Source organism: Acinetobacter sp. ANC 4862 (genome assembly GCF_004336635.1).
GTDB lineage: Bacteria > Pseudomonadota > Gammaproteobacteria > Pseudomonadales > Moraxellaceae > Acinetobacter.
The window spans coordinates 102,468-127,653 of record NZ_SJXH01000004.1; the positions used below are offsets into that span (position 1 = coordinate 102,468).

Annotated in this window: 24 protein-coding genes; 14 read left to right on the plus strand and 10 right to left on the minus strand. The window is 42.0% G+C overall.

Features of this window, described 5'->3' with window-relative positions; all coding sequences use genetic code 11:
* Positions 1-6: 6 nt before the first annotated feature.
* Positions 7-942, plus strand: a complete 936-nt coding sequence (gene lpxL, locus E0409_RS03230; RefSeq protein ID WP_131287523.1) for an LpxL/LpxP family Kdo(2)-lipid IV(A) lauroyl/palmitoleoyl acyltransferase — start codon at positions 7-9, stop codon at positions 940-942.
* A gap of 36 nt (positions 943-978) precedes the next feature.
* Complete coding sequence (locus E0409_RS03235; protein WP_131287526.1) at positions 979-2,085, plus strand: glycosyltransferase family 4 protein; 1,107 nt, start codon at positions 979-981, stop codon at positions 2,083-2,085.
* A gap of 488 nt (positions 2,086-2,573) precedes the next feature.
* Here E0409_RS03235 and E0409_RS03240 read toward each other — a convergent pair whose 3' ends face one another.
* Positions 2,574-3,710, minus strand: a complete 1,137-nt coding sequence (locus E0409_RS03240; protein WP_131287615.1) for an endonuclease/exonuclease/phosphatase family protein — start codon at positions 3,708-3,710, stop codon at positions 2,574-2,576.
* A 187-nt stretch (positions 3,711-3,897) separates the two neighbouring features.
* Between E0409_RS03240 and asd the strand changes: the two genes are divergently transcribed.
* The 5 genes from asd (at position 3,898) to truA (ending at position 9,873) form a co-directional block, all read left to right on the plus strand.
* Positions 3,898-5,016: an aspartate-semialdehyde dehydrogenase gene (asd, locus tag E0409_RS03245; protein ID WP_131287529.1), complete on the plus strand. Its 1,119-nt coding sequence runs from the start codon at positions 3,898-3,900 to the stop codon at positions 5,014-5,016.
* Positions 5,017-5,159: 143 nt separating this feature from the next.
* Positions 5,160-6,617, plus strand: coding sequence for a type IV pilus assembly protein FimV (locus E0409_RS03250; protein ID WP_131287532.1), 1,458 nt, complete (start codon positions 5,160-5,162; stop codon positions 6,615-6,617).
* 70 nt (positions 6,618-6,687) lie between these two features.
* Positions 6,688-8,046, plus strand: coding sequence for a T4P machinery localization factor FimV (fimV, locus tag E0409_RS03255; protein ID WP_131287535.1), 1,359 nt, complete (start codon positions 6,688-6,690; stop codon positions 8,044-8,046).
* Positions 8,047-8,094: 48 nt separating this feature from the next.
* Complete coding sequence (locus E0409_RS03260) at positions 8,095-9,063, plus strand: asparaginase (RefSeq protein WP_131287538.1); 969 nt, start codon at positions 8,095-8,097, stop codon at positions 9,061-9,063.
* A gap of 12 nt (positions 9,064-9,075) precedes the next feature.
* Positions 9,076-9,873, plus strand: coding sequence for a tRNA pseudouridine(38-40) synthase TruA (truA, locus tag E0409_RS03265; protein WP_131287541.1), 798 nt, complete (start codon positions 9,076-9,078; stop codon positions 9,871-9,873).
* A gap of 1 nt (position 9,874) precedes the next feature.
* On the opposite strand, the gene E0409_RS03270 is transcribed toward truA, so the two are convergent.
* Both E0409_RS03270 and E0409_RS03275 read right to left on the minus strand, forming a co-directional pair.
* Entirely contained in the window at positions 9,875-10,237 is a 363-nt protein-coding gene (locus tag E0409_RS03270) for a hypothetical protein (protein ID WP_131287544.1), read from the minus strand.
* A 59-nt stretch (positions 10,238-10,296) separates the two neighbouring features.
* Positions 10,297-11,307: an AraC family transcriptional regulator gene (locus E0409_RS03275; RefSeq protein ID WP_067722114.1), complete on the minus strand. Its 1,011-nt coding sequence runs from the start codon at positions 11,305-11,307 to the stop codon at positions 10,297-10,299.
* A 231-nt stretch (positions 11,308-11,538) separates the two neighbouring features.
* Here E0409_RS03275 and infA point away from each other — a divergent pair, with 231 nt between their 5' ends.
* Positions 11,539-11,760, plus strand: coding sequence for a translation initiation factor IF-1 (infA, locus tag E0409_RS03280; RefSeq protein ID WP_001284370.1), 222 nt, complete (start codon positions 11,539-11,541; stop codon positions 11,758-11,760).
* A gap of 138 nt (positions 11,761-11,898) precedes the next feature.
* The gene (locus tag E0409_RS03285) at positions 11,899-12,300 is read left to right on the plus strand and encodes a hypothetical protein (RefSeq protein ID WP_131287547.1); all 402 of its coding nucleotides are present in this window, start codon (positions 11,899-11,901) and stop codon (positions 12,298-12,300) included.
* A gap of 62 nt (positions 12,301-12,362) precedes the next feature.
* On the opposite strand, the gene leuB is transcribed toward E0409_RS03285, so the two are convergent.
* The 5 genes from leuB to E0409_RS03310 all read right to left on the minus strand — a co-directional run bounded on the left by leuB (position 12,363) and on the right by E0409_RS03310 (position 16,787).
* The gene (leuB, locus tag E0409_RS03290) at positions 12,363-13,442 is read right to left on the minus strand and encodes a 3-isopropylmalate dehydrogenase (protein ID WP_131287551.1); all 1,080 of its coding nucleotides are present in this window, start codon (positions 13,440-13,442) and stop codon (positions 12,363-12,365) included.
* Between the two features lie 25 nt (positions 13,443-13,467).
* Positions 13,468-14,013, minus strand: coding sequence for a hypothetical protein (locus tag E0409_RS03295; protein WP_502699785.1), 546 nt, complete (start codon positions 14,011-14,013; stop codon positions 13,468-13,470).
* Between the two features lie 144 nt (positions 14,014-14,157).
* Complete coding sequence (gene leuD, locus E0409_RS03300) at positions 14,158-14,808, minus strand: 3-isopropylmalate dehydratase small subunit (RefSeq protein WP_131287557.1); 651 nt, start codon at positions 14,806-14,808, stop codon at positions 14,158-14,160.
* A gap of 21 nt (positions 14,809-14,829) precedes the next feature.
* The gene (gene leuC, locus E0409_RS03305) at positions 14,830-16,263 is read right to left on the minus strand and encodes a 3-isopropylmalate dehydratase large subunit (protein WP_131287560.1); all 1,434 of its coding nucleotides are present in this window, start codon (positions 16,261-16,263) and stop codon (positions 14,830-14,832) included.
* A gap of 332 nt (positions 16,264-16,595) precedes the next feature.
* Entirely contained in the window at positions 16,596-16,787 is a 192-nt protein-coding gene (locus E0409_RS03310) for a hypothetical protein (protein WP_131287563.1), read from the minus strand.
* A gap of 175 nt (positions 16,788-16,962) precedes the next feature.
* Here E0409_RS03310 and E0409_RS03315 point away from each other — a divergent pair, with 175 nt between their 5' ends.
* The 3 genes from E0409_RS03315 to ovoA all read left to right on the plus strand — a co-directional run bounded on the left by E0409_RS03315 (position 16,963) and on the right by ovoA (position 20,608).
* Positions 16,963-17,205, plus strand: coding sequence for a DUF2061 domain-containing protein (locus tag E0409_RS03315; protein ID WP_131287566.1), 243 nt, complete (start codon positions 16,963-16,965; stop codon positions 17,203-17,205).
* A 197-nt stretch (positions 17,206-17,402) separates the two neighbouring features.
* Positions 17,403-18,275 carry a LysR family transcriptional regulator gene (locus E0409_RS03320; protein ID WP_131287569.1) on the plus strand — a complete coding sequence of 291 codons (873 nt, stop codon included), beginning with the start codon at positions 17,403-17,405 and terminating at the stop codon, positions 18,273-18,275.
* 170 nt (positions 18,276-18,445) lie between these two features.
* Entirely contained in the window at positions 18,446-20,608 is a 2,163-nt protein-coding gene (gene ovoA / locus E0409_RS03325) for a 5-histidylcysteine sulfoxide synthase (RefSeq protein WP_502699786.1), read from the plus strand.
* A 359-nt stretch (positions 20,609-20,967) separates the two neighbouring features.
* Here the strand turns inward: ovoA and E0409_RS03330 are convergent, their stop codons facing one another.
* Both E0409_RS03330 and E0409_RS03335 read right to left on the minus strand, forming a co-directional pair.
* On the minus strand, positions 20,968-21,213 hold the full coding sequence (locus E0409_RS03330) for a DUF2789 domain-containing protein (protein ID WP_131287575.1): 246 nt from the start codon (positions 21,211-21,213) through the stop codon (positions 20,968-20,970).
* Between the two features lie 271 nt (positions 21,214-21,484).
* On the minus strand, positions 21,485-22,135 hold the full coding sequence (locus tag E0409_RS03335; RefSeq protein ID WP_086192980.1) for an HAD family hydrolase: 651 nt from the start codon (positions 22,133-22,135) through the stop codon (positions 21,485-21,487).
* A 182-nt stretch (positions 22,136-22,317) separates the two neighbouring features.
* Between E0409_RS03335 and E0409_RS03340 the strand changes: the two genes are divergently transcribed.
* Both E0409_RS03340 and ptsP read left to right on the plus strand, forming a co-directional pair.
* Positions 22,318-22,794, plus strand: a complete 477-nt coding sequence (locus E0409_RS03340) for an RNA pyrophosphohydrolase (protein WP_131287578.1) — start codon at positions 22,318-22,320, stop codon at positions 22,792-22,794.
* A gap of 87 nt (positions 22,795-22,881) precedes the next feature.
* Complete coding sequence (gene ptsP, locus E0409_RS03345) at positions 22,882-25,179, plus strand: phosphoenolpyruvate--protein phosphotransferase (protein WP_131287581.1); 2,298 nt, start codon at positions 22,882-22,884, stop codon at positions 25,177-25,179.
* Positions 25,180-25,186 lie beyond the last annotated feature (7 nt).

Here is a 25,186-nt window from a genome sequence, read left to right on the forward strand (position 1 = left end):
GTCATTATGAGTAAAAAGCCAGACTACAAACCGGGTGAGTTTCAATGGTCTTTCCTGCTGCCTCAATATTGGGGCATTTGGATTGGAATCATATTTTTAATGATTCTGGCAATTTTACCGTGGGCTATTCAGCACCGTTTAGCCACCTTTATTGGCAATCTGGCGTTCAACAAACTGAAATCCCGCCGTAAAACCACAGTACGTAATCTGGAAGTCTGTTTTCCTGAATGGACAGCCGAACAAGTTCAGGACAATGCCCGACAAGTTTTTGTCGACCAAATGATCGGGATTTTTGAAACTTTAAATGCGTGGTATTGCCCGCAGTGGTTTAAAGGTCGTGTCAGTATTGAAGGCTTAGAACATCTCCAAAAAGCACAAGCTGAGGGCAAAGGGGTTTTACTGTTAGGCACGCATTCAACATTACTCGATGCCGGTGGTTATTTATGTGCTCAATATTTTGAGCCCGATGTGGTTTATCGTCCGCAGAATAATCCACTGCTGGATATGCTGATCTACCGCTGCCGGGCCACCATTTATGCCCATCAGATTGACCATGATGATATGCGTGGCTTGATTCGTCATTTAAAAAATGGGCGTGCGATTTGGTACAGTCCCGATCAAGACTATGGCCTCAAACAAGGCGTAATGGCACCCTTTTTTGGTGTGCCTGCTGCAACGGTCACTGCACATCGTCGTTTGATTAAAATGTCAAAAGCTGTAGCGATTCCGCTATATTTCTACCGTGATGGCGATATTACCAATCCTCAATACAAAGTCTTAATTGAAGCACCGGTAGAAAATCTACCGAGCGAAGATGAAGTCAATGATGCCACTCGCGTCAACAAGATCATTGAAAATCAGCTGCGGATCGCACCCACTCAATATATGTGGTTTCACCGTCGCTTTAAAACTCGCCCTGAAGGCTATGACGAGATTTATTAATCAATCCCACCCTTTAAAATAATGAAGATAACATCCATGAAAATTATGCAGCTTCTTCCTGAATTGAACAGTGGTGGTGTTGAACGTGGCACACTGGAAATTGCACGTACACTTGTTGCTGACGGTCACGAATCTTTGGTGGTTTCAAATGGTGGACGTCTGGTTACACAACTTGAAGCGGAAGGTTCACAACACCTCACTTTAGCCATTCATAAAAAATCTTTATCCAGTCTTTGGCAAATACGCCCTTTGCGTGATTTGATTGAACAGCACCAACCCGACATTCTGCATGTTCGTTCACGCGTACCTGCATGGCTGACTCATTTTGCATTAAAAGGAATACCGGCAGATCAACGCCCCCATCTCATTTCAACTGTGCACGGCTTTTATTCAACCAATCGTTATAGTGCCATCATGACCCAAGCGGAAAAAGTCATTGCCGTCTCTGACAGTGTGGTGAAATACATTACCGAACATTATAAAAACTGTCCGCCTGAAAATATCGTACGCATTTATCGTGGTATTTCGCCTCAAGAGTTTCCTCACGGCTATCAACCTTCTGCACAATGGATCAATCAAACGCTTAAAGATTTCCCTCAACTGGAAAACAAGTTTTTAGTCTGCCTTCCCGGACGTATTACCCGTTTAAAAGGTCATGAAACTTTAATTGAATTAATGGAACAGCTTCAAAACCAGTATCCAAATCTGCATGCTGTAGTGGTGGGTGGAGCTGACCCGAAAAAAGCAGCTTACTTAAAAGAAATGCAGGACAACATTCAAAGCAAAGGTTTAAGCGAAAAAATCACTTTTGTCGGTCATCGTTCGGATATTCGTGAGTGGTTGGCATTTAGTGATATCGTTATTTCTCTTTCAAATCAGGCGGAAACTTTTGGTCGTACTGCATTAGAAGCATTATCCGTGGGTACACCCGTGATTGGCTGGAACCGTGGCGGTGTTGCAGAAATTCTATCCAATGTTTATCCGCAAGGTTTAATTGATGTTGATGATCAATCTGCACTATTAAATGCCATAAAGCAGCATATTGAACAGCTTCAAGAAGTTGAGCCAGTCACGATGTTTAGCTTAAAAGAGATGTGTGATCAGACCATTGCTTTATATAAACAGGTTCTAAGTTTAGATTGAATTTGTTCAACCCAACTTATAGATGATGTCTTCGTGACATACAAAAATAGGTTGGGCATAAAAAGATAGACTTAAATTTATCATCTAAAAATGATCAATGTTCTCTTCCTGCATAGATCTACATCGGCTCAGTCTGTCCTGCTCGAACAAAACCTATTGATTCATATAGTTTTAAGTTATTGAAATTTGGATAAATACATAGCTAAATTTTATTTTTAAGATCTTCTATAAAAGCATAACCCGAGTTCTGCATCCTGCAAAACTCGGGTGGATAAGGTTGTGCTTTTCAAATCATATTTTTATTATATTCGTGCTATCCATTGCTGCATCATATCCATGATGACTCACCATCAGCCCAACATCGTCTTCCATAATGGGATTTTCCTTTCCCCACTCCTTGGCTGATGAGTCTAGATTAAACAGAAATGGAAAAAAGAACTATTCGCAATTAACCTAAATCAATGTAAGCCATTTCGTACACTTTTCCTTTAATTGCCTTGAGGTACTTTTGGGTCATTTTTATAGTCCTGTGCAATTTCATCAGTCACTAATTTTTCTTCTTTTTCTGCTTTTTCAATGCCTTCCTGAATCGCTTCGTGTGCTTCCTGTTCATCTGCATCGGTTTGTTCCAACTCGTCTTGGACTTGCTCAAAAACACGACTGGTTTGCAAGACTACATACACTGGAAAATGATCCGATCCAATATGAGGTAAACGCTGCATTTTTACCAAGGCAAAATCGGTACTATGAAAGATATGATCCAGTGACCAGCGTAACAATGGATAATCTGCATGGAAAGTATTGACGAAATGCCGCCCTACTCGTGGGTCTAACAGTCCGCTAATCCGCTGAAATAACCGTGTTGTGCGTGACCATGCCACATCATTCAAATCTCCCATCACAATACAGCTTTCATCCAAATCCTTGATTTGATCTCCGACAATTAAAAGCTCGGCATCTCGGAGGGTGGAATCTTTGGCTTCTGTTGGGCTAGGCGGTTTAGGGTGCAAGCAATAGAGTTGTACAGGTTGGCCTGAAGGTAAAATCACCGTGGTATGAATAGAAGGAATTTCATCACTTAAAATGAATTTGACTTCGGTATCTTTCAACTCAAGATGGCTATACAGATGCATACCATACAAATTATCCAACGGTACCGGCACACGATATGGATAATCTTTTTCAATCACTGCAAGTGCATTTTGCCAGGTTTGATCTGATTCTAATGTTAGGATCAAATCAGGTTGATGTTTTTGAATCTGTTCAATCAACAAGTGGTATTTATCATTTGTAGTCAATACATTGCAAACAATCAAAGAGATTTGCTTCTCTGGATTGAGCTGATTCTTGCGAACTTTTTTGACCTGCTTTTTCCAGATAAAAGTATAAGGCAGCACCATTTTCAGTTGATAAGCCAGCGCCGCAATCAACGCAATCAAGATAATTTGACGCCATAAATCCCAGGGCTGATCCCAAACCAATAACAGGACAAAAGCAATCAGTCCCAAAACTAAAATTTGCAAACGTGGAAAATCAGCACCTCGAATCCACCATTCATCTCGTGGAATCAATGACCAAAATGTCAGCCATACGACAAAAACTGAAATTAACTCCACCCAAATCATAAGCATCTGCTCTTTGATCGCTTTTAGTTTTTCTATGATGAAATAACTTTATCAATTTTGTATTTAACATAAACAAGATATTTCGCTCAATAATATTGATGTTTTCATTGTGTAGTACTTGCAGTTGTGGGCGCTTTTGATACACTCAAGCCCCCTTTTATTTTTTTACGCACCGAGGCAAAGTGACATGAAAGTAGGTCTGGTCGGTTGGCGCGGGATGGTTGGTTCTGTCCTCATGCAACGTATGGTTGAAGAGAATGATTTTGCTCACTTTGAGCCATTCTATTTTTCTACCAGTAATGCTGGTGGTGAAGCCCCTGCGTTTGGTGGTAAGACTGCCCCAGCACTTATGGATGCATCAGACATTAGCAGTCTGAAGCAAATGGATGTCATTATTACCTGCCAAGGTGGTGACTACACTTCTGAAGTTTTCCCTAAACTCAAAGCGGAAAACTGGAACGGTTACTGGATTGATGCGGCATCTACCCTGCGTATGGAGGATGAAGCCATCATCGTACTTGATCCCGTCAACATGAACGTGATTAAAGATGGTTTAGTCAATGGTACTAAAACATTTGTGGGCGGTAACTGTACCGTTTCATTGATGTTGATGAGCATGGGCGCACTTTACCAAAACAATCTGGTTGAGTGGATGACTGCCATGACGTATCAGGCCGCATCTGGTGCGGGCGCACAAAACATGCGTGAGCTGATCACAGGTATGGGTTATTTATATAACAATACCAAAGACTTGTTAGATGACCCACGTTCACCAATTTTAGACATTGACTCTAAAATTGCATCCTTACAACGTGGTGAAGGCTTCCCTGCTGCCAACTTCGGTGTGCCTCTAGCCGGTTCTTTGATTCCATATATCGACAAACAGCTCGACAATGGTCAATCAAAAGAAGAGTGGAAAGCGCAAGTTGAAACCAACAAGATTTTAGGCAACCAACAAATCGTGCCGATTGATGGTCATTGTGTTCGTATTGGCGCAATGCGTTGTCACTCTCAAGCTTTAACTTTAAAGCTTAAGAAAGACGTACCTTTGGATGAAATTGAAGACATGATTCGTCAATCTAATCCATGGGCGAAAGTGGTTCCAAATACCCGTGAAGCATCGATGACGGACCTGACTCCTGTAGCCGTTACTGGTACATTGTCTGTTCCTGTGGGTCGTTTGCGTAAATTAAACATGGGTAAAGAATACCTGGGCGCGTTCACTGTCGGTGACCAGTTGCTTTGGGGTGCTGCAGAGCCTTTACGTCGTATGCTTCGCATCTTAATTGAATATAAAAACGCTTAATTTCCAAAGTTAAGAAAATAAAAAGTCGGTCACAATTGATCGGCTTTTTTTATGTATCCTTTATGTTACTATTTTACAATACTTCAACATCTCGTTAATCTACAACTTTCGCAATGCGATACAAGACCGAGCTAAAAATTAAGATGACCGCATATAACAAATTAAAGATTGCCATTTTAGCCATTATCGCCTCACAACCTATTTATGCGATTACTATTGATCCTATTCAAATCCAGTCTGCACCGGGCGAATTACTCTATGCAGAAATGAATTTCCGCCAAGCTGATCCTAATTCACAAATACAAGCCAGCTTGGCAAGTACAGCAGATATCAACACTTTAGGGGTTGCCCATCAACCCCCTGGACATCTTAATTTTTTTACTCGTCGTGATGGCTCGGGGAATGGCGTGATTACCATTACCTCTTCCCGCCCTTTAACTGAAGCTGAACTGAATATTATTGTTAAAATTCAGGAAGGCAACGCGACACGTTTACAGCATATCAAGACACCCCTGAAACGTAGCCAAGCAAATGTTCAGGCACGTATTGCAAGCAATGAAAAACCTTTAACGCCTATCACCATTGTCAGTGAAAAAGATATTGCCTTGCACTTGCCTGAAAGCACTCAATATCAGGTCAAAAAAAACCAACAGACAGCGGGTCAATCATTTGAAGCCCCATTGATGCTACAAAAAGCAGCACCACCTCGCTTAAATGCCATGACTCCTGCGCCTGTAGTCATTTCAGCAATAAGTATGCCGTCAGCACAAGCCAATGAAACTGCTGTAGCTGAAGTAAAAACATCAACACCAGAACCAGTCACGACAAAAAATCAGATCAAAGACAATTCTCTTGCGTCGAATAAAACGACGTCCAATACAAGTTTTTCTGCAGACCCATTAGTGAAAAAATATGCAGAATCACCGACTCAAAAAGTAGCCGAAAATAAAATAGCGAATAAGCCAGCAGGACAAGCGACTGCAAAAACCAAACCGGAGGTGCCTGCACCTACTCCTAAGCAACCCAAACAACAAAATGAGCCTGTAGCTACCGCACAAACCACCAAGCATGTGGTGCAATCTAATGAATCGCTTTGGGCGATCGCATCTCGTGTGGCAACTGAGCAAAATCGTCCGATCGGCGAGGTCATGAAACAGATCAAAGCGAACAATGAACACGCCTTTATTCAGGGTGATGTGAATCGCTTACGTCGAGGTGCGGCATTGAATTTAAACACCACCAATAGTCCAAAAGAAGACAAAAAAGTAAGTGTTTCGAATGTAGCAAAAACACCGTCTAACCAATCAGGTAAAGCCAAATACCGCCTAAATCAAGCGGAGATGAGTCTGGTTGCAGAGAAAGAACAAGATTCAACCAGCGGTTCTGCTAAAAAGAACACAGAAAAAAATCAAACATCGAACGAGTTGTCATTAAAAGTTATGACATCGCGTAAAAAAACCGTTAAATTACAGAGAAACGTAACACACTTAGAATTGGCATTGCGTCACAAGGATCACAGAATTCAATTATTAAATACTCGTCTTGCTCAATTGCAACAACAATTGAAAGCACAACAAGTAGAGAAAAAGCCAACACACTAAGGTGTTATACAATTTGATTTTTTTGGATGAGTTTCATTGATAACAACTCAATCCTGTAAGGGGTAACAACATGCTGCTTTATGTGATTCCGTTTATATTATTATTAGTGATCGCAATTGTATTAAAAAAGCGTGACACAAATAAACAAGCAGAGCAAACTTCAGCATCTAAGGCGAAAGCTAAAAAAGGAAGCTCGGCAAAAAAGACCCCGCAAAAAACTCAAATTGTCGAAAATACGGGTGTTGAGAAGAAAAAAACCACTCCTTTATCTGCTGATGTACGCAATAAAATTGAAGCTTTAATCCGTGAGCGTAACTTTTTCTCTGCTGAAGCACAGATTAACCAGGCATTAAACAAAGACAATTCACAGCATGAATTGTATTTACTGTTGCTGGATATTCACATCTTACAAAAAGATGAGTTTGCAACAAAACAATTGATTAACCATCTTCGTTCATTAGAGCTTGATGAGATTTTAGAACAAGCACTTGCTAAAAACGCAGTGCATAACCAACAAGACAACGAAGTTGAAAGTTCCAAAGATGCGAATACTGTAGATTTCAAACCAACATCTTCATTTAAAGCACCTACTCATACAGCACCGACTGAACAAAAAAACACTGCTGATTTTGATGCATTAATGAATACTGCTGCACCCTCTGCGACAGCACCTCATCAATCTTTCGACCAATTAAAGCAAGAATCCCTTTCAACTAAAACTGAAGCGGTTGAAGAAATTCAGCCCTTAGATTTCAATACCTTTTCTTTTGATCAAGCTCCTGTAGAACCTCCAAAAGTAGAATTACCTGCCTCTACTGTTGAAGAAATCAAACCTTTAGACTTCAGTACACTCTCTTTAGATCCGAGTCCTGCAGCAGTCGCTCCTAAGCAAGAAGTGACTCCAGTAACAGAAGAAATTAAACCTTTAGATTTCTCTTTTAGTTTAGATACTCCTGCTGCAGAGCAAACAACGACAATAGCTGATGCCACTATTTCTGAACCTGTTGTTGATGAGAAACCTGAATTTAATTTTGATTTCTCAACTACAGAAACTGTTGCACCGACTGAAGTAAAAATTGCAGTTGAAGAAACGAAGCCAAGCCTAGATTTAGACTTTAATTTAGAACCAGCAACGACAACTGAACAACAGCCTGTAGAACCCACTCCAGCAAAAGCTTCAGGTGTGAGTTTTGATATTAGCAATATCAGCTCATCTGCATCTAAAGCAGATCAAAATGATCCGCTGGTTCAATCTTTCCCTGAACTGATTGAAGTCAATGAAATCAGCCTGAATTTAGATCTTGCACAGCAATATATTCAACTCGGTGCTTTTGAATCGGCACGTGAATTATTGGCAGAGCAAGAAACTGACTATACTGCTGAACAACGCCAACAAGCCGATCATTTACGCAATCAGATAGCTTCTTAAGTTATTTCGCTCTACTATGAAGCAGTCATCATTGACTGCTTTTTTATTATGAAAAAAATAGCTTTACTTTATATGGGTGGAACATTTGGTTGCAGTGGTGAGCCACTGAGTCCCATGCCTGCCGAAAATTTTATCCCCCAGTTACAACGCATTCTTCCTTTACATCTTAATATTGAATGTTTTGTTGCACCTAGCATAAAAGACAGCAGTGCCAGTACTGCAACTGACTGGCTGCAACTGATTCAGTTGATTCAGAATTTACAACTTAAAAATTATCAACATTTTGTCGTGATCCACGGCACTGATACCCTCAGCTATGCCAGTGCGACACTTGCTCGATTTCTGGGACAATCCGCACATGTGGTACTCACCGGTAGCCAATATCCATTACTGAACGTAAATGGAACCAATACCCGTGAATTTACCGATGCCATCGATAACCTTAATTTTGCCCTTGATGCGGTAGTAACAAGTGCTGTCGGTGTGTATTTGGCTTTTCATCATCAGCTTATTCACGCCCAAACGGCGTTAAAGCAGCATACGACTGAATTAGACGCATTCGCCGGGTTAAATGCCAAAGAGAACCTAATCACACATCAGCAAAGCTATGTCGTCCATGAACGTGATATTGAGAAGGCACACTCATTTAACTGCTTAAGTTTAATGGTTCAGCCGATCGCCATAGAACAGCAAATTGCTAACTTAAAAAATTTCCAACAACATCCCCCCCACGTTCTGATTTTGCAGGGCTTCGGCACAGGGAATTTGGCAGTCAATGATGAATTCATTGCTACGCTTCATGCTATACACGCGCAAGGCTGCGCGATTGTTCTTACCACTCAAGTCCCTTTTGGCACGATTAACCAACATTATGCCGTGAGCGAATGGACCCAGCATGCCAATATCATCATTAGTGATTGCTTGGGACATACAGATCTTTATGCAAAAGCACTGAAAATGTATTTACAATACGACAGCGTAGACCAGTGGCATGCTCACTGGCATGATTCAGTGTAAATAGAGGTAAATATGCAGCGTTTTGCGGTTGGGATTGAGTTTAGTGGTGTTGATTATCGAGGTTGGCAAACTCAGCAAACTGGCGTGCGTAGCGTACAGGAAACCATTGAAAAAGTACTGTCCAAAGTCGCAAATGAACCGATCATGTTACATGGCGCAGGTCGTACCGATGCCGGCGTGCATGCCACCAATATGGTGGCGCATTTTGATACTCATGCCATCCGCAGTATTGATGGCTGGCTGATGGGCTCAAACAGCCAACTCCCTAAAGACATTTCAATACAATGGATTAAAGAAATGGATATGGCATTCCATGCCCGTTTCAAAGCACAAGCACGACGTTATCGTTACGTGGTGTATAACAATCCGGTGCGTCCTGCGTTACTCTATAAACAAGTCACCCATGTATATTATCCGCTTGATGCAGACAAGATGATTGAGGCTGCGAAAAAATTTGAAGGTACACATAACTTCGAAAGTTTTCGAGCATCCTCCTGTCAATCGAATCAGCCTGTCCGTCATGTCAGCCATTGCCGTTTAATTCGCCATGGTTGTTATTTAGTGCTCGACATTCAGGCAGATGGTTTTTTACATCATATGGTGCGCAATATCATGGGATGCTTGCTTGAAATTGGTCAGGGCATGTATGAAATTGACCATATTGACGAAATTTTTGCAGCTGAAGACCGTAAAGCAGCGGGTATCACAGCCCCACCTGATGGCTTGTATTTTATTCATGCCGATTATCCTGAACAATTCGAATTACCTAAAGCACCTCTAGGTCCGCATTGGCTGAATATGCCGGAATAATTTACTTCCAGAAAAATTGTGCTTGTGTCGGTGTAAAGTGAATCGAAGCTTCACTCCATTGCTGACCTTTTAAAATTTGCTCAATACATTGAACAGGATATAAATGATCAGCAGGCTCAAATTTTTCATATTCTGAGCCTTCTTTCTGCTTCACTAGATAGCTTGTTTCTACAACTCTTTCACCAACAGCATGATTTTGCAAACAAACCATTTTTGCTTCAAGAAAAGAGTCATTTAACCCTTCTAGCATACATTCGGCAGCCCAAGCGATAAATTGATCCTCTGAAGGATCAACAGATTCTGTTTCTGGCTGTTCAGTTTGATTGAAAAGTCGGGTCAAAGTCTTCATCATGGTGCTGAGCATACGCGTATAAATTCCTTATTCAAATTTTGAAGTAATTGTTTTGAACTCTCAGGCTTTAATTACCGCTGCTTTCTTTTACGATATTCCACAGGCGTTTCATTGGTCCAGCGCTTAAAGGCACGATAAAAAGTGCTAGGTTCAGAAAAACCGGTTAAATATACAATTCGCTCAACACTTTCCGCCGTATTCGCCAAAAGCTTTTTCGCCAAACGACAGCGATAATCGGAAAGAATTTGCTGGAAACTGGTATTGGCTTCACTCAGCTGTGTCCGTAAACGGCGCGGCGTAATATTCAAATGCGTTGCAACGGTTTCTAAGGTCGTTTCACCACTTTCTAGCGTTGAACCAATGGCACGGCGAACCTCACCGACCAAATCATAGCGTGCAAGTTCTTGCAGCTTTTCAAGCGCCAGTTGCTCATGTAACTGCAATAACTCGGGCTCTGCTTGCCATAATTGATAATCCAGAATGGCGGGATCAAAATACAGACGTGTTTCCTTTTGACCTAAGCTCACCGGACATTCGTAAACCCGAAAATATTCCTCGTCAAAAGCGCCCTGACTAAAATTAAAGTCAATATAAATCGGCTGAAAACGACCTTCGGTAATAAATTTAAAGAAGCGTAATACCCCTGACATCGCACATTCAGAAAAATGACGATTGACCAAATTGTCCGACCAAGCGCCTTGTTCACCATTGGTGAGATAGCAACGATCATCTTCAATAATCAGTTTTGCATGAAATGCATCACTGATCAGTCGTTGATAGGCCAAAGCACGTTTTAACCCTTCACCAAAGTTTTCACTCGAAATAAACAGATGTTCAATCACCTGTCCGCGATATAAAGGCAGGTGTTCACCTAAATGCAAACCAATGTCAGGATCTTTACTTACCTCCTCTGCAGCCACCCAAAAAGCATATTGAGCACTGAGCGGAGTACGATCATTCGTTTCGACCTGATTTAAGGCCACACCAGCTTTTGTTAAAATTTCTTCAGTTGGCAAACCTGCACGACGAATGGCTTGGTAGCCCAATCGCAAAACAACCGATGCATCAGTTAGCTGACCCACGCAAAGACCTTCCTTGTATGTTATTCATTTATACTTAAAAAGATTAATTTTAGATTAACTGCGATTGACCAAACTGACAACAGAACAATACGCTTTTTTGTAGAAAATATTTAAACCGATGGTTCGCTTATTTAACTGACAGATGATCGGGCAAAGCCGCATTGCGCCTTGTTTTATGCAAAAAAATTGACTATAATTTGCGCCTTTCCAATTTATTCATTCAGGTAGGCTATGGCCAATAAAGAGGAACTCATCGAGTTCGAAGGCGTTGTCACCGAGACGCTTCCTAATACTATGTTCCGTGTACGTTTAGAAAACGGTCATGAAGTGATTGCTCACATCTCTGGTAAAATGCGTAAACACTATATTCGTATTTTAACTGGCGACAGTGTTAAAGTAGAAATGACTCCTTATGATTTGACCAAGGGTCGTATTACTTATCGTGCACGCTAAGTTTTAGCGAAAGCAAAAGCCACTTTAAAAGTGGCTTTTTTTATGGTCTGTATACTCCGCTACTGACCGTGTATCAAACAACAACGTTCATTGACACTTTATCCATTTAAAATAAAATTTTATCCAATGGAGAAAGCCATGTCATTTCTTCACTGCATGAGTTTATTGACCACGCTTTGCCTGTTGTATGGCTGTGCCACTTCTCCAACCACTACAGCACAACAACGTGATACCTATTTACAACAATTCATTGGGCAGAGCAGTCAGATAATTCAAACCAAGTTAGATTTAAGGCAATTAGGCTATCAACAAGTATTATCGCCTAGCTTAGATAATCAGACGCTCACCTATACGGTGATTCGTCCCATCACCATTCCGATGCCCATGGCACAAAATCCTGCTGACATCGATTCTGGCGCAATCCCCATACAAATCACGCCTAGAGCGCAAAGCTATGACGTGAACTTACAATGCAAAATTGTCTATCGTTTAGAAAATAACATTGCCAAGTCTGTTCATTACACAGGCCGAACTTGCTAAATCAGGTCTAAATATCCATAAAAAAACGCAGCACTTTGGCTGCGTTTTTTAAACCGGATGACTTAGTTCAAGGCTGTAACTACAGCTTGACCCATTTCAACAGTACCGACTTTGTTCATGCCTTCAGACATAATGTCAGCAGTACGCAAACCTTGGTCAAGAACATTCCCTACCGCAGCTTCAATGGCTTGTGCTGCAGTTTCTTCACGGAAGGTATAACGTAGCATCATCGCTACAGAAAGAATCGTTGCAAGTGGATTTGCCAGGTTTTGACCTGCGATGTCTGGTGCTGAACCATGACAAGGTTCATACATGCCTTTGCCATTTTCATCTAAAGATGCAGATGGCAACATACCGATTGAACCGGTCAACATTGCAGCTTCATCAGACAAGATATCACCGAACAAGTTAGAAGTTACAATCACGTCAAACTGTTTTGGTGCACGTACCAATTGCATTGCAGCATTGTCGACATACATATGTGACAAGTTGATCTCTGGATATTCTGCTTCTTTCATTGCAGTAACTGTTTGTTTCCAAAGTTCAGTCACTTCAAGGACATTGGCTTTATCGACAGAACAGACTTTACCGCCACGAAGACCTGCAAGCTCAAATGCCACTTTCGCAATACGCTTGATTTCAGACTCTGAATAAACGTCAGTGTTAAAACCTTGTTTCTCACCGTTTTCTAATTCACGAATACCACGCGGTTGACCGAAATAGATACCGCCGGTCAATTCACGCACAATCAGAATATCCAAACCCGATACGATTTCTGGTTTTAAGCTCGAAGCATCTGCTAATTGTGGATATAAAATCGCAGGACGCAAGTTAGCGAAAAGATTAAGTTCACTACGTAATTTTAATAGACCACGTTCCGGGCGAATTGAGCGCTCAATCGTATCCCATTTAGGACCACCGACTGCACCCAGTAAAATTGCATCGGCTTTTTTTGCCTGTTCCGATGTCTGTTCAGGATATGGCGCACCATGCGCATCAATCGCCGCGCCACCCAATAAACCTTGTTCCCAAGTCAAACCTAAATTGAATTTTTCATTTACGCGTGTGAGTACTTGCTCTGCGGCTTTTACAATTTCAGGGCCGATGCCGTCACCAGCTAAAATCAAAATATGTTTAGACATGAGATTTTCCATTTTTCAGAGTCAGTCATTTGACTGATGTGGATTTTAAATTTTTTTGTTCTACAAACTCGCCTAAGCCGTTCAGGACATTATAGGGTTTGCAAAAACGCCGAATCGTTTGTTGTTGTTGTTGAAGTTCCACACACAATGGATCAGGTGCAGAGGCATTCAACAAATTACCTTTATGATGGCTTCGGTCACGATACATCTTAAAGGTATAGTGTTTTTGCGAATTAAAATTGTGAATGACATGCAGTGTTTCCGCACGATCTTTCGATATCGGATAGAAACGGATGACCAATTCATGCTGCCCTGTCGGTACAGACAAAAACAAAGGATTGGCGTCATTTAACGACTTGGCTTTTAAACGAACAATCCCTTGTTGAATTGCGTCACGACTTAACCGATGACTTTGGGCATCGACAATGTGAATTTGATCCAAACGCTCAAATTCACATTGTTCCGTCCCCGCACAGAAAATCAACGCATTTAATTCTGTCGATTGTGTTTCCTTGACCTGTTTAACACGTACTGTATCAATGCTTTGGCATGCACTTAAGGATGCGACCATAAGACCAAGTACAGCAAGCTGACCGTAAACCTTTGCCACTGTTCGAGCCCCCCTCTCACCAATTAAAGCCAACGAGATATTTTTATGGACTCGATATTAGCAAGAGTTAGCCGCCGATACTACTAGCGCTGAAAATTCAAACAATTAACCGCGAATTTCCTGAAATACCCAAGGACGAGATTGCTTGGTTTTTTCTTCATAGGCACGAATATCATCCGCTGCTTGAAGGGTTAAACCAATATCATCAAATCCATTTAACAAGCAGTGTTTACGGAATGGATCCACTTCAAATTTAAATGCTTCATCACTTGGCGTACGCACTTCTTGTGCTTCCAAGTCGATAGTAAGTTGATAACCTTCAGTTGCAGCACATTCTTTGAAAAGCTGGTCAACAATTTCTTCAGGCAAAATCACGGGTAACATGCCGTTTTTAAAACTGTTATTAAAGAAGATGTCTGCATAACTTGGTGCAATCACGGTACGGAAGCCGTATTCATTCAATGCCCATGGTGCATGCTCACGGCTTGAACCACAACCAAAGTTGGCACGTGAAATCAATACCGTCGCACCTTGATAACGCGGTTGGTTCAATACAAAATCAGGATTGATCGGACGAACTGAATTATCCTGCCCCGGATAGCCTTCATCCAAATAACGCAATTCATCAAATAAGTTTTCACCAAAACCGGTACGTTTGATCGATTTCAAAAACTGTTTTGGAATAATTAAATCTGTATCGACATTGGCACGGTCTAATGGTGCAACGATACCTTGTTCAACGGTATAAGCTTTCATGTTTTGCTCCCCTTAGCCCAATTAGAATGAACGAACATCAACAAAGTGACCGGCAATGGCTGCTGCGGCTGCCATGGCTGGACTCACCAAGTGTGTACGACCGCCATTACCCTGACGACCTTCAAAGTTACGGTTAGAGGTTGATGCACAGTGCTCGCCCGGCTGCAATTTGTCAGCATTCATGGCCAAACACATTGAGCAACCCGGCTCACGCCATTCAAAACCAGCTTCTAAAAAGACTTTATCCAAGCCTTCAGCTTCAGCTTGCTGTTTCACCAAACCGGAACCCGGAACCACCATCGCCTGTTTAATTGAAGGTGCAACTTTACGGCCTTTAATCACTTCAGCAGCAGCACGAATATCTTCAATACGCGAGTTGGTGCACGAACCAATAAATACGCGGTCTAACTGAATATCTGCCAATGCCTGACCGGCATTTAAACCCATATATTGATAAGCACGGGTCCAGTCATTGCGTTGTACGTCGTCTTTAGCCTGTTCCAAAGTCGGTACAGATTCTGAAACAGGAATCACCATTTCAGGCGATGTTCCCCAAGACACTTGTGGCTCAATCTCTTCACCTTGCAACACCACTACAGTGTCAAAATGTGCGCCTTCATCAGAATGTAAAGTATTCCAGTAGGCAACAGCCTGATCCCACTGCTCACCTTTCGGTGCGTAGTTACGACCTTTAACATATTCGATGGTTTTGTCATCAACAGCCACCATACCGACACGTGCACCGGCTTCAATCGCCATGTTGCACACAGTCATACGACCTTCGATCGACATATCACGGAATACTTGACCACCAAATTCAATCGCGTGACCTGTACCGCCGGCAGTACCAATTTTACCAATGATCGCTAACACGACATCTTTTGGTGTTACGCCTTGACCTAATTTTCCATCAACACGCACCAACATGTTCTTCATTTTCTTTTGAACCAAGCATTGCGTTGCCAATACATGTTCAACTTCTGAAGTGCCAATTCCGTGTGCCAAGCAACCAAATGCACCATGAGTCGCCGTATGCGAGTCACCACACACCACGGTCATACCCGGCAAAGTCAAACCTTGTTCAGGACCCACCACGTGCGCAATACCCTGACGAATATCATTGATTTTAAATTCAACGATATTGAAAGCTTCACAGTTGTCATCCAAGGTTTGCACCTGGATACGTGAAGTTTCATCTTCAATACCGGCAATCCCCTGATCACGTTCAGCTTTTGAGGTTGGTACATTATGGTCTGGAGTTGCAACATTGGCACTTAAACGCCAAGGTTTGCGACCTGCAAGCTGTAAACCCTCAAAAGCTTGTGGCGACGTTACTTCATGTAATAAATGACGATCGATATAAAGTAAGGCTGAACCATCATCTCGTTGTTTTACTAAATGGTCATCCCACAATTTGTCATACAAAGTCTTTGCTTTTTCGGTATTGCCTGCCATGTCGACGCGCTCCATAGAACTGGGTAATGCTTTCATTAACTTCGATTATAACCACGTATTCGCATAAATCTAATTTATCATTTTTATTAGTTTGAAAACTTTTTGGAATTAGTTTTTAGAATCTAAAAACCCTGAATTGTTGCAAAATTTCATATCCAAGCTTTCAAACCAACACCCTATTTCCACACAGTTTTATTGAATAACTAAAAGATTAATCATTGCGGTATAGGAAACTCAGCTTTCCATAAAACAAGTGAATCTATGCCGCATACCCAACTTTAATTTAGATACACATTGAGTGATTGCCAAAGTTGTAGAGGTCTAATACGTCTCTATTTAGAGGACTGCTCTTTGTGCTCTACCAGTTCCTCAATGGCCTTGAGTAATTCAGCCTTGGCCTGACTACACTCAGCAGCGGCTCTGTTTTCGTCGCCTTCATCATCTGCGATTTCATAGACACCCATCCGTTTTTCGACTGCTTCTTCGAAAATATCCAGCAAGTATTTAATATGTTTAATGTCCATGATTTATCTCCTGTTAGGAATACATCAGTAATTGATACTGTTTACTTGTTTTTGTAATTGACTCACTTTTAAATCTATAAAACCGATTAAAAATAACTAAAGATTCGTTTTTACAGATCAAATAAGATTAATTATCATTTAGCCATACTCCAAGAGAAAGATTGAGGAATCCCCCATGGCGCATATTCAAAAGTTTGTTGATTACAACCAGAAAACCTTAAAAAAGACCTTCAGCTATTACATCATGCACATCACAATTGCCATGTTGGTGGGCTATTTCGTAACAGGAAATATCTGGATGGCATTAACCCTCAGCTTGCTTGAACCGACGATTCAAGCCATTGCCTTCTTCTTTCACGAAAAAATTTGGGAAAGAAAATCATCAAATATGCAAAAACGGAAGAATTTTTCGACCTAAGATGCTTGAGATATCACGGGTTCCGACTTTCTCCTTTTTCAACAGATCACTCTACTTATATAGGGTGATCTGTTTCTTTATACGACTCAAATTCACATCTTTATACATTTTTTATGTATAGATTTTTATGATTAGATTCACATTTAATATAAAAATATTTTATAATTACTGCAATATTGTATAACCAGACTATCACTATGAATCTTGCCGCCTTTGAAGCGTTTGTTAAAGTCATGGAAACCGGCTCTATTTCTATGGCTGCCGATCTGTTGTTTATTACCCAGCCGGCAGTGACCAAACGCATTCATAGTTTAGAAGAATATTTTGGTGTGAAACTTTTTGAATCTGCGGGTCGTGGCGTTCAAGCCACCCATGCCGCGCATTCCTTACTCCCCAAAGTAAAAAACTGGTTGAATGAACTGGGCGATATTCACCACACCCTCAGTCATGAACAAGGGCAAGTTCAAGGCAAACTCAAAATTGGCACCAGTCATCATATTGGTCTGCATCATTTACCCAGCCACTTGCGTCATTACGTGCAAGAATTTCCGAACGTGACTTTGGATGTGCATTTTGTCGATTCAGAACAGGCGCATGAAAAAGTGCTTGCCGGTGACCTGGAACTGGCATTTTTGACGCTTCCACCTCAAGGCGATGCTCGTCTCAGTTATGTCACCATCTGGGATGATCCTCTGGTTTTTGTGGCAGCACCTTTTCACCCCTTAGCCAATCAGAAAGATTTGCAACTGCAAGATCTGATTCAATATCCGAGCCTGTTGCCGGCGGCCCAAACCTATACCACGCAAATCACCCTGGCAGAATTTGAAAAGCAAGGTGTTAAACCGAAAATCACCATGAGCAACAATCCGCTTGAATCCATTCGGATGCTAGTCTCGATTGGACTGGGCTGGTCAGTATTACCCAAAACGCTGGTCAATCATGATTTAAAACAACTGGATATTAACCTGCAGATGAACCGTCAATTGGGCATGGTCTGGCATCCTGGACGCACCCAGTCACGTGCAGTACAGGAACTGGTTGCCATGATGCAAAACCCTCACCTCAGCTAAAATTTGCTTTAGGGCTGCATCTGTCTGGATGCAGCATCTTGTTACTTAAATCCTCAGCACAATGACACAGCTTTCGAGTACTTTTAAATAAAACACATAAAACCTGATGTTTTAAATGTAAAAAGAATTCGACGGAGTATGAACATATGCTGAGGGATTCATCATCGTTAATCTCTAAAAAAAATCCATCTACATCCCATTCTGATGCTCCCCATTTGTGGCAAGACGCTAAAATTTCTTTACTGCCCACCCCCAATCTAAACTTTGCGGATGAATCCACTGCACGGCATAGCTTGCGTGATTATTTTCTGAATACTTTTGACAGCTATGAACTGCTGTTTGACTGTCTAAAAAATCCGGAAGGCTATTACCTCAAACCCATCTCCTTACGTCATCCGCTGATTTTTTATTTTGGTCATACTGCTACTTTTTTTATTAATAAATTGCTTCTAAGCAAACTGATTAGCGCACGTTTGAACCCGCAACTTGAAAGTATTTTTGCTGTGGGAGTCGATGAAATGAGCTGGGATGACTTGAATGACCAGCATTATGAATGGCCAAGCGTAGCAGAAGTCCAGGCTTATCGTCATCAGGTACGCGCACTGATCCTGAATCTGATTGAGCACGCACCTCTCACTTTACCTTTGAACTGGAACCATCCGTGGTGGTCCATTATCATGGGGATTGAACATGAACGGATTCATCTTGAAACCTCATCGGTGCTGATTCGCCAGCAGCAGCTAGACCATGTACAAAATCATCCGCAGTGGCGTGCCCATGTCATTAGTGGAATAGCACCTGAAAATAGGCTGATTGCTGTCCCTGCAGGACAGGTCAGTCTGAACAAGACTTTCGACAGTAATTTTTATGGCTGGGACAATGAGTTTGGTCAGCATCAGGCGGATGTTCCCGCTTTTGAAGCTTCGCAATATTTAGTCTCCAATCAGGAGTTCTTAAGTTTTGTGGAAGATAACGGTTATTCAACTGATCGCTACTGGACAGCAGAAGGACTAGATTGGCTGAAATTTTCTCAAGCAGCACATCCCTGCTTTTGGCGAAAAACACCTCTGGGCTGGTCACTGCGTCTGATGCTGGAAGAAATTCCCATGCCTTGGGACTGGCCAGTAGAAGTGAATTATCTTGAGGCCAAAGCTTTTTGTCACTGGAAAGCCGAGAAAACCAATCAAAGTATTCGCTTGCCCACAGAAGACGAGTGGTATCGGCTCTATGATGTGGCAGGTTTAGATCCTGATCTTCCCAGTACTGAACATGCCAACATCGAACTGAAGTATGGAACCAGTCCCTGCCCGGTCAATCATTTTCAGCAAGGTGATTTTTTTGATATTCAGGGCAATGTCTGGCAGTGGACTGAAACCCCGATTTACCCTTTTGAGAGTTTTCAGGTGCATCCGATCTATGATGATTTCAGCACGCCCACCTTTGACGGCCAACATAATTTAATCAAAGGTGGCTCCTGGATTTCTGCCGGCAATGAGGCTTTGCATAGCGCACGTTATGCCTTCCGTCGGCATTTCTTCCAGCATGCCGGATTCCGCTATGTCGCGGCCTCACAAGAATTGAAGCAGTTTCAATCTTCGTATGAAAGTGACCAGATGATCTCTCAATATTTAGAGTTTCAGTACGGCGCGGAATATTTTAATGTCCCTAATTTTGCCCAAAGCCTGATTAACCTTGCACAACCTTATTTTAAGGAACTTGCTACACATAAGGCACTGGATCTCGGTTGTGCCACAGGGCGTGCCAGCTTTGAACTGACGGCTTATTTTGATCAGGTCACGGGACTGGATTTTTCCGCGCGCTTTATTCAGCAAGCGGCACAGTTAGCACAAGGCGAAACACTACGTTATACCCTGCCCATCGAAGGTGAACTGGTCGAATATAAAGCCTGTAACTTAAAAGAATTTGGTTTGGATGCCCATGCGGATCGTGTGGATTTTTTTCAGGCGGATGCCTGCAATTTAAAACCTCATTTTACCGATTACAATTTTATTCTGGCGGCGAATTTAATTGACCGCCTGCATCATCCAAAAGATTTTTTGGCCGAGATTCATACCCGATTAACTCTGGGTGGAATTTTAATGCTAGCCTCACCCTACACCTGGTTAGAGGAACATACTGCGCGTGCTGAATGGGTGGGTGGTTTTAAACAATCGGGGGAAAACTTTAGCACGCTGGAGAGTATTACTGAGCTGTTAAAAGGACATTTTGAAATGCTTGCAGAGCCGCAGGATATGGCATTTGTGATTCGTGAAACAGCGCGTAAATATCAGCATACGCTGTCGCAAGTCACGCTGTGGAAACGGATCAGATAAACCATTTGCCAAAAAAAGCCAATCAGTTGATTTAATACTGACCAGTTAAAGGATTTGACCATAAAAGCCTCAGCTTTTGGGTTATTCACAGCAGAGTCTTATTTTTTAAATCAAATATTTGGAGTTCATCAGTTCTTTTGTTTCGCCAAAAGAACCAAAAACATTTGTCATTCGCAAAACTCGCCCACTACCACCGAGTAGAAAATCCCTCGTAGAAACAGTAACTTATTAATGTAATCCTGCCTCAAACAGTTGCGAATGACGTTTTCGCGTATCAAATAACATTATGAATTAAAAATCAAAAATGCCAGCCAATTTCTTAACTGGCTGGCATTAAATCATTTGATTGACTTTGATCTTTATTGAATCACTGAATCTTCATGCAGGGATTCATTCAACTGATCGACAATAATGGCCCATGAACCGTCGGACTTAATTTTTTCTGCTAAAAACTGGCGTTGTGCTTCAGTCCAATAACTCGCTTCGGTAATTTTGGTATGAGCACTGAGTTGATGGGTGGCAATAAACAGGGCGATCGCTTCTTCACTGGAGTCTAGTCCCAGTTGCTCAAAAAGATTGGTCATTCTTGGACGTGTTTGGCTCATTTTGATATCCCATTCTTCAATCTAATGTTTAATTTTTATCAATATTGATCATCATCTTCATGTCTAATATACGGCAAAGGCATACTGATAGTAAGGGTTATTTTATAATCTCTGGATCAATATAAAATATTCAATTGGGTTCTGTATATAAGTTGAAACTTTCTTAGAAATGGAAAGATTTCGACGCCATCTCATTTTTTATTTTTAACATTTAAACTGGGGAGAACTTCGATATTCCATACGGATTCTCCCCTTACTCATAACAGCGTGCCTAGATTGACCAATCCTGAATTTCCCAATCTTGTTCTTTGGCAAGTGCAGCTAAACGCTCATCAGGATTGACCGCAATCGCATGATCGGCGTGTTCCAATAAGAAACGGTCATTGATTGAATCTGAATAAGCCCATGATTCTTCTACATTTCGTCCTGAAAGCCATTGTTCCAAACGGATCAGTTTGCCTTTTTGGTAACATGCGGTATTAATGACTTTACCGGTATATTTACCATCAATGACTTCTGCATTGGTGGCAATAATTTCGGTAATGCCAAACTCATGAAAAATCGGTGCCGTAATAAAATCAGACGTTGCAGTGATGCCGACCAGTTCATGTCCTGCATCGCGGTGTTTTTGAATCGCGGCAAAACCTTCGGGACGCATTTGTGGACGAATCACTTTTTTCATGAATAACTCATGTAATTCAGCCAAGTAATCATTGTCATGCTGGGTTAAAAATTCAAATACAAATTCATTATAAGCAATCGGGTCAAGTTGCCCGGCTTTATAGTCTTCATAAAACTTGTCATTCATTTGGCGATGTCGGATTGGATCGACTAAACCTTCGTTTACTAAAAACTCACCCCATGAATAATCCGAATCGGTATTTAATAAGGTATGGTCGAGGTCAAATAAAGCCAATTTCATGAAAATACTCGTAAAAACTGAAATTTAAGAAAAAAAATGTAAATCTATCTCCGCTAGTCGATAGAAATTCGTTAAGATCATAGCAATTTTTAACATTTAAGCTGTGCTTTTTTTCGAGATGGATATAGAAATAACAATCCCCGAATGAAAAGCTACACATTACACATGATTTAGGTAGCCAAATGATCGACTCAGAAGGTTTCCGACCGAATGTCGGGATCATTTTGGCAAACGACGTTGGACAGGTTTTATGGGCAAAACGCATTGGACACAATGCTTGGCAATTTCCACAAGGAGGTATCCAGTATGGAGAAACCCCTGAACAGGCACTTTATCGAGAGCTGAGAGAAGAAATTGGCTTATTGCCCGAACATGTTCAAGTTATAGCGCAGACCAAAGGCTGGCTGCGTTATCGTTTGCCGCAACGGTATATACGCTCGGATTCAGACCCGGTGTGCATTGGTCAAAAACAAAAGTGGTTTTTACTCAAACTGACAGCACCAGTAAAAAATATTCAGCTGGATTTGTCTGATCCACCCGAGTTTGACCAGTGGCAATGGGTAAGTTATTGGTATCCATTGGGACAGGTCGTGAATTTTAAACGCGATGTATACCGAAAAGCGATGGTGGAACTGTGTAACCAGTTACCTTCCTTATAAGCATAAAAAAATCGTATGAAAATGCAGATTTTTTAGTAGCATGTTGTTATAACTAAAACGTATTTAGACTTTTTTGGAGCAGACTTTATGTCGAATATGCAACTGGACACCTTAAGACGCATTGTACAAGAAATCAATGCGTCCACCAGTTTGCATGAGTCACTCGACATCATGGTCAATCAGGTTGCTGAAGCCATGCATGTGGATGTCTGCTCCATTTATTTGCTGGACGAACGTAATCAACGTTACTTGCTGATGGCCTCTAAAGGTTTAAAAGCAGAAGCTGTCGGACATGTTTCTTTACATACCGGTGAAGGCCTGGTCGGTCTGGTCGGGCAACGTGAAGAAATCGTCAATTTAGACAATGCACCCAAGCACGAACGCTTCATGTATTTACCTGAAACAGGTGAAGAGATTTACAACTCTTTTCTTGGTGTTCCGGTAATGTACCGTCGTAAGGTAATGGGTGTACTGGTCGTTCAAAATAAAGAATCCCAAGACTTTAGTGAAGCAGCCGAATCCTTTCTGGTCACCTTGTGTGCACAGCTTTCCGGGGTGATTGCCCACGCACATGCCGTCGGAAATATTGATGTTTTCCGCAAACCCAACAACCTGCCAGCGTATAAAACCTTCCAAGGCGTGTCTGGTTCTGGCGGGATTGCCTTAGGTCGTGCGGTCATCCTATATCCACCTGCGGATTTGGCTTCTGTACCGGACCGTGAAGCAGATGATATCAGTGAAGAACTGGAACTGCTGGATCATGCGATTGATTCTGTTCGTGAAGAAATTAAATATCTTGATGACAAAATGCAAGATGCCTTAATGGCTGATGAACGTGCTTTATTTAGTGTGTTCTTACGCATGCTGGATGACAATGCGCTTCCTGCCGAAATTAAAGCTGAAATTCGAGATGGCAACTGGGCACAAGGCGCGGTTCGTATTGTGATCGACAGGCATATTGCCCTGTTTGCACAGATGGAAGATGGCTATTTACGCGAACGTGTTTCGGATCTCAAAGATCTCGGGCGCCGTATTTTAGCCTTCTTACAAGAAGCGGATGCCAGTCATCGGGAACTGACTGATGAAAGTATTCTGATTGGTGAGGAAATTTCCACGGCGGCATTGGTCGAATTACCGGTCGATAAAATTGCAGCGATTGTCACCACCGAAGGTGCAATGAACTCGCACATGGTGATTGTGGCACGTGCTCTCGGTATTCCAACGGTGGTCGGTGTGACTGAACTGCCGGTGAACACGCTTGATGATGTCGAGATGATTGTCGATGCGCATCAGGGTCGGGTGTTTATCAATCCCCCGCGTCGTTTGCGTAGCCGCTATAAAGAAATTCAAAAAGAAGAAGAACAGATTGCCAAAGATTTAAAGCAGTATGAGACAAAAGATGCGATTACCCCAGATGGAGCCACGGTCAAACTGTATGTCAATACCGGCTTGATGATTGATGTGGTTCGCGGTGTACAGCGTGGCGCGAAAGGGGTCGGTTTATACCGCTCTGAAATTCCATTCATGCTGCGTGACCGTTTCCCGGGTGAAGAAGAACAGCGTGCCATTTACCGTCAGCAGCTGAGTCACTTTGCCAATAAACCGGTAGTGATGCGGACTTTAGATATTGGTGCCGATAAAGATCTGCCTTACTTCTCCATCGAAGAAGAAAATTCAGCCCTCGGCTGGCGTGGTATCCGCTTTACTCTGGATCATCCTGAAATTTTCTCATCGCAAATTCGTGCCATGCTCAAGGCCAGTATCGGGCTAAATAACCTGCACATTTTGTTGCCGATGGTAACCAGTGTCAGCGAAGTTGAAGAAGCTTTGTATTTGCTTGAACGCGATTGGACAGCGGTTCAGGAAGAAGAACAGGTTAAAATCACCAAGCCGAAAATTGGCATTATGGTCGAAGTACCCAGTGTCCTTTTACAAATTGAAGAATTTGCCGAGTTAGTCGATTTCTTCTCGGTCGGCTCCAACGATTTAACCCAATATTTACTGGCGGTTGACCGTAACAATCCCCGTGTTGCCAACGTCTATTCACACTTCCATCCGGCAGTATTGCGCGCTTTAACACGTTTGGTTAAAGAATGTCATAAGTACGATAAACCGGTCAGTATTTGTGGTGAGATGGCGGGTGATCCATTGGCTGCCGTGTTATTGATGGCGATGGGCTTTAATACCCTGTCGATGAGTTCGAGTAATATTTTGCGGGTACGTAAAGCGATTTGTCATGTTCCGATGACCGAGGCACTACAACAACTGGAACATGTATTGAAAATGGATAACCCATTGATCGTGAAAAGCTGGATGGAATATTACTTTAAGACCCATGGTCTAGCGGATATGGTGAAATCTGCAACACGTATTGTCGGTGCTTAAAATAGGG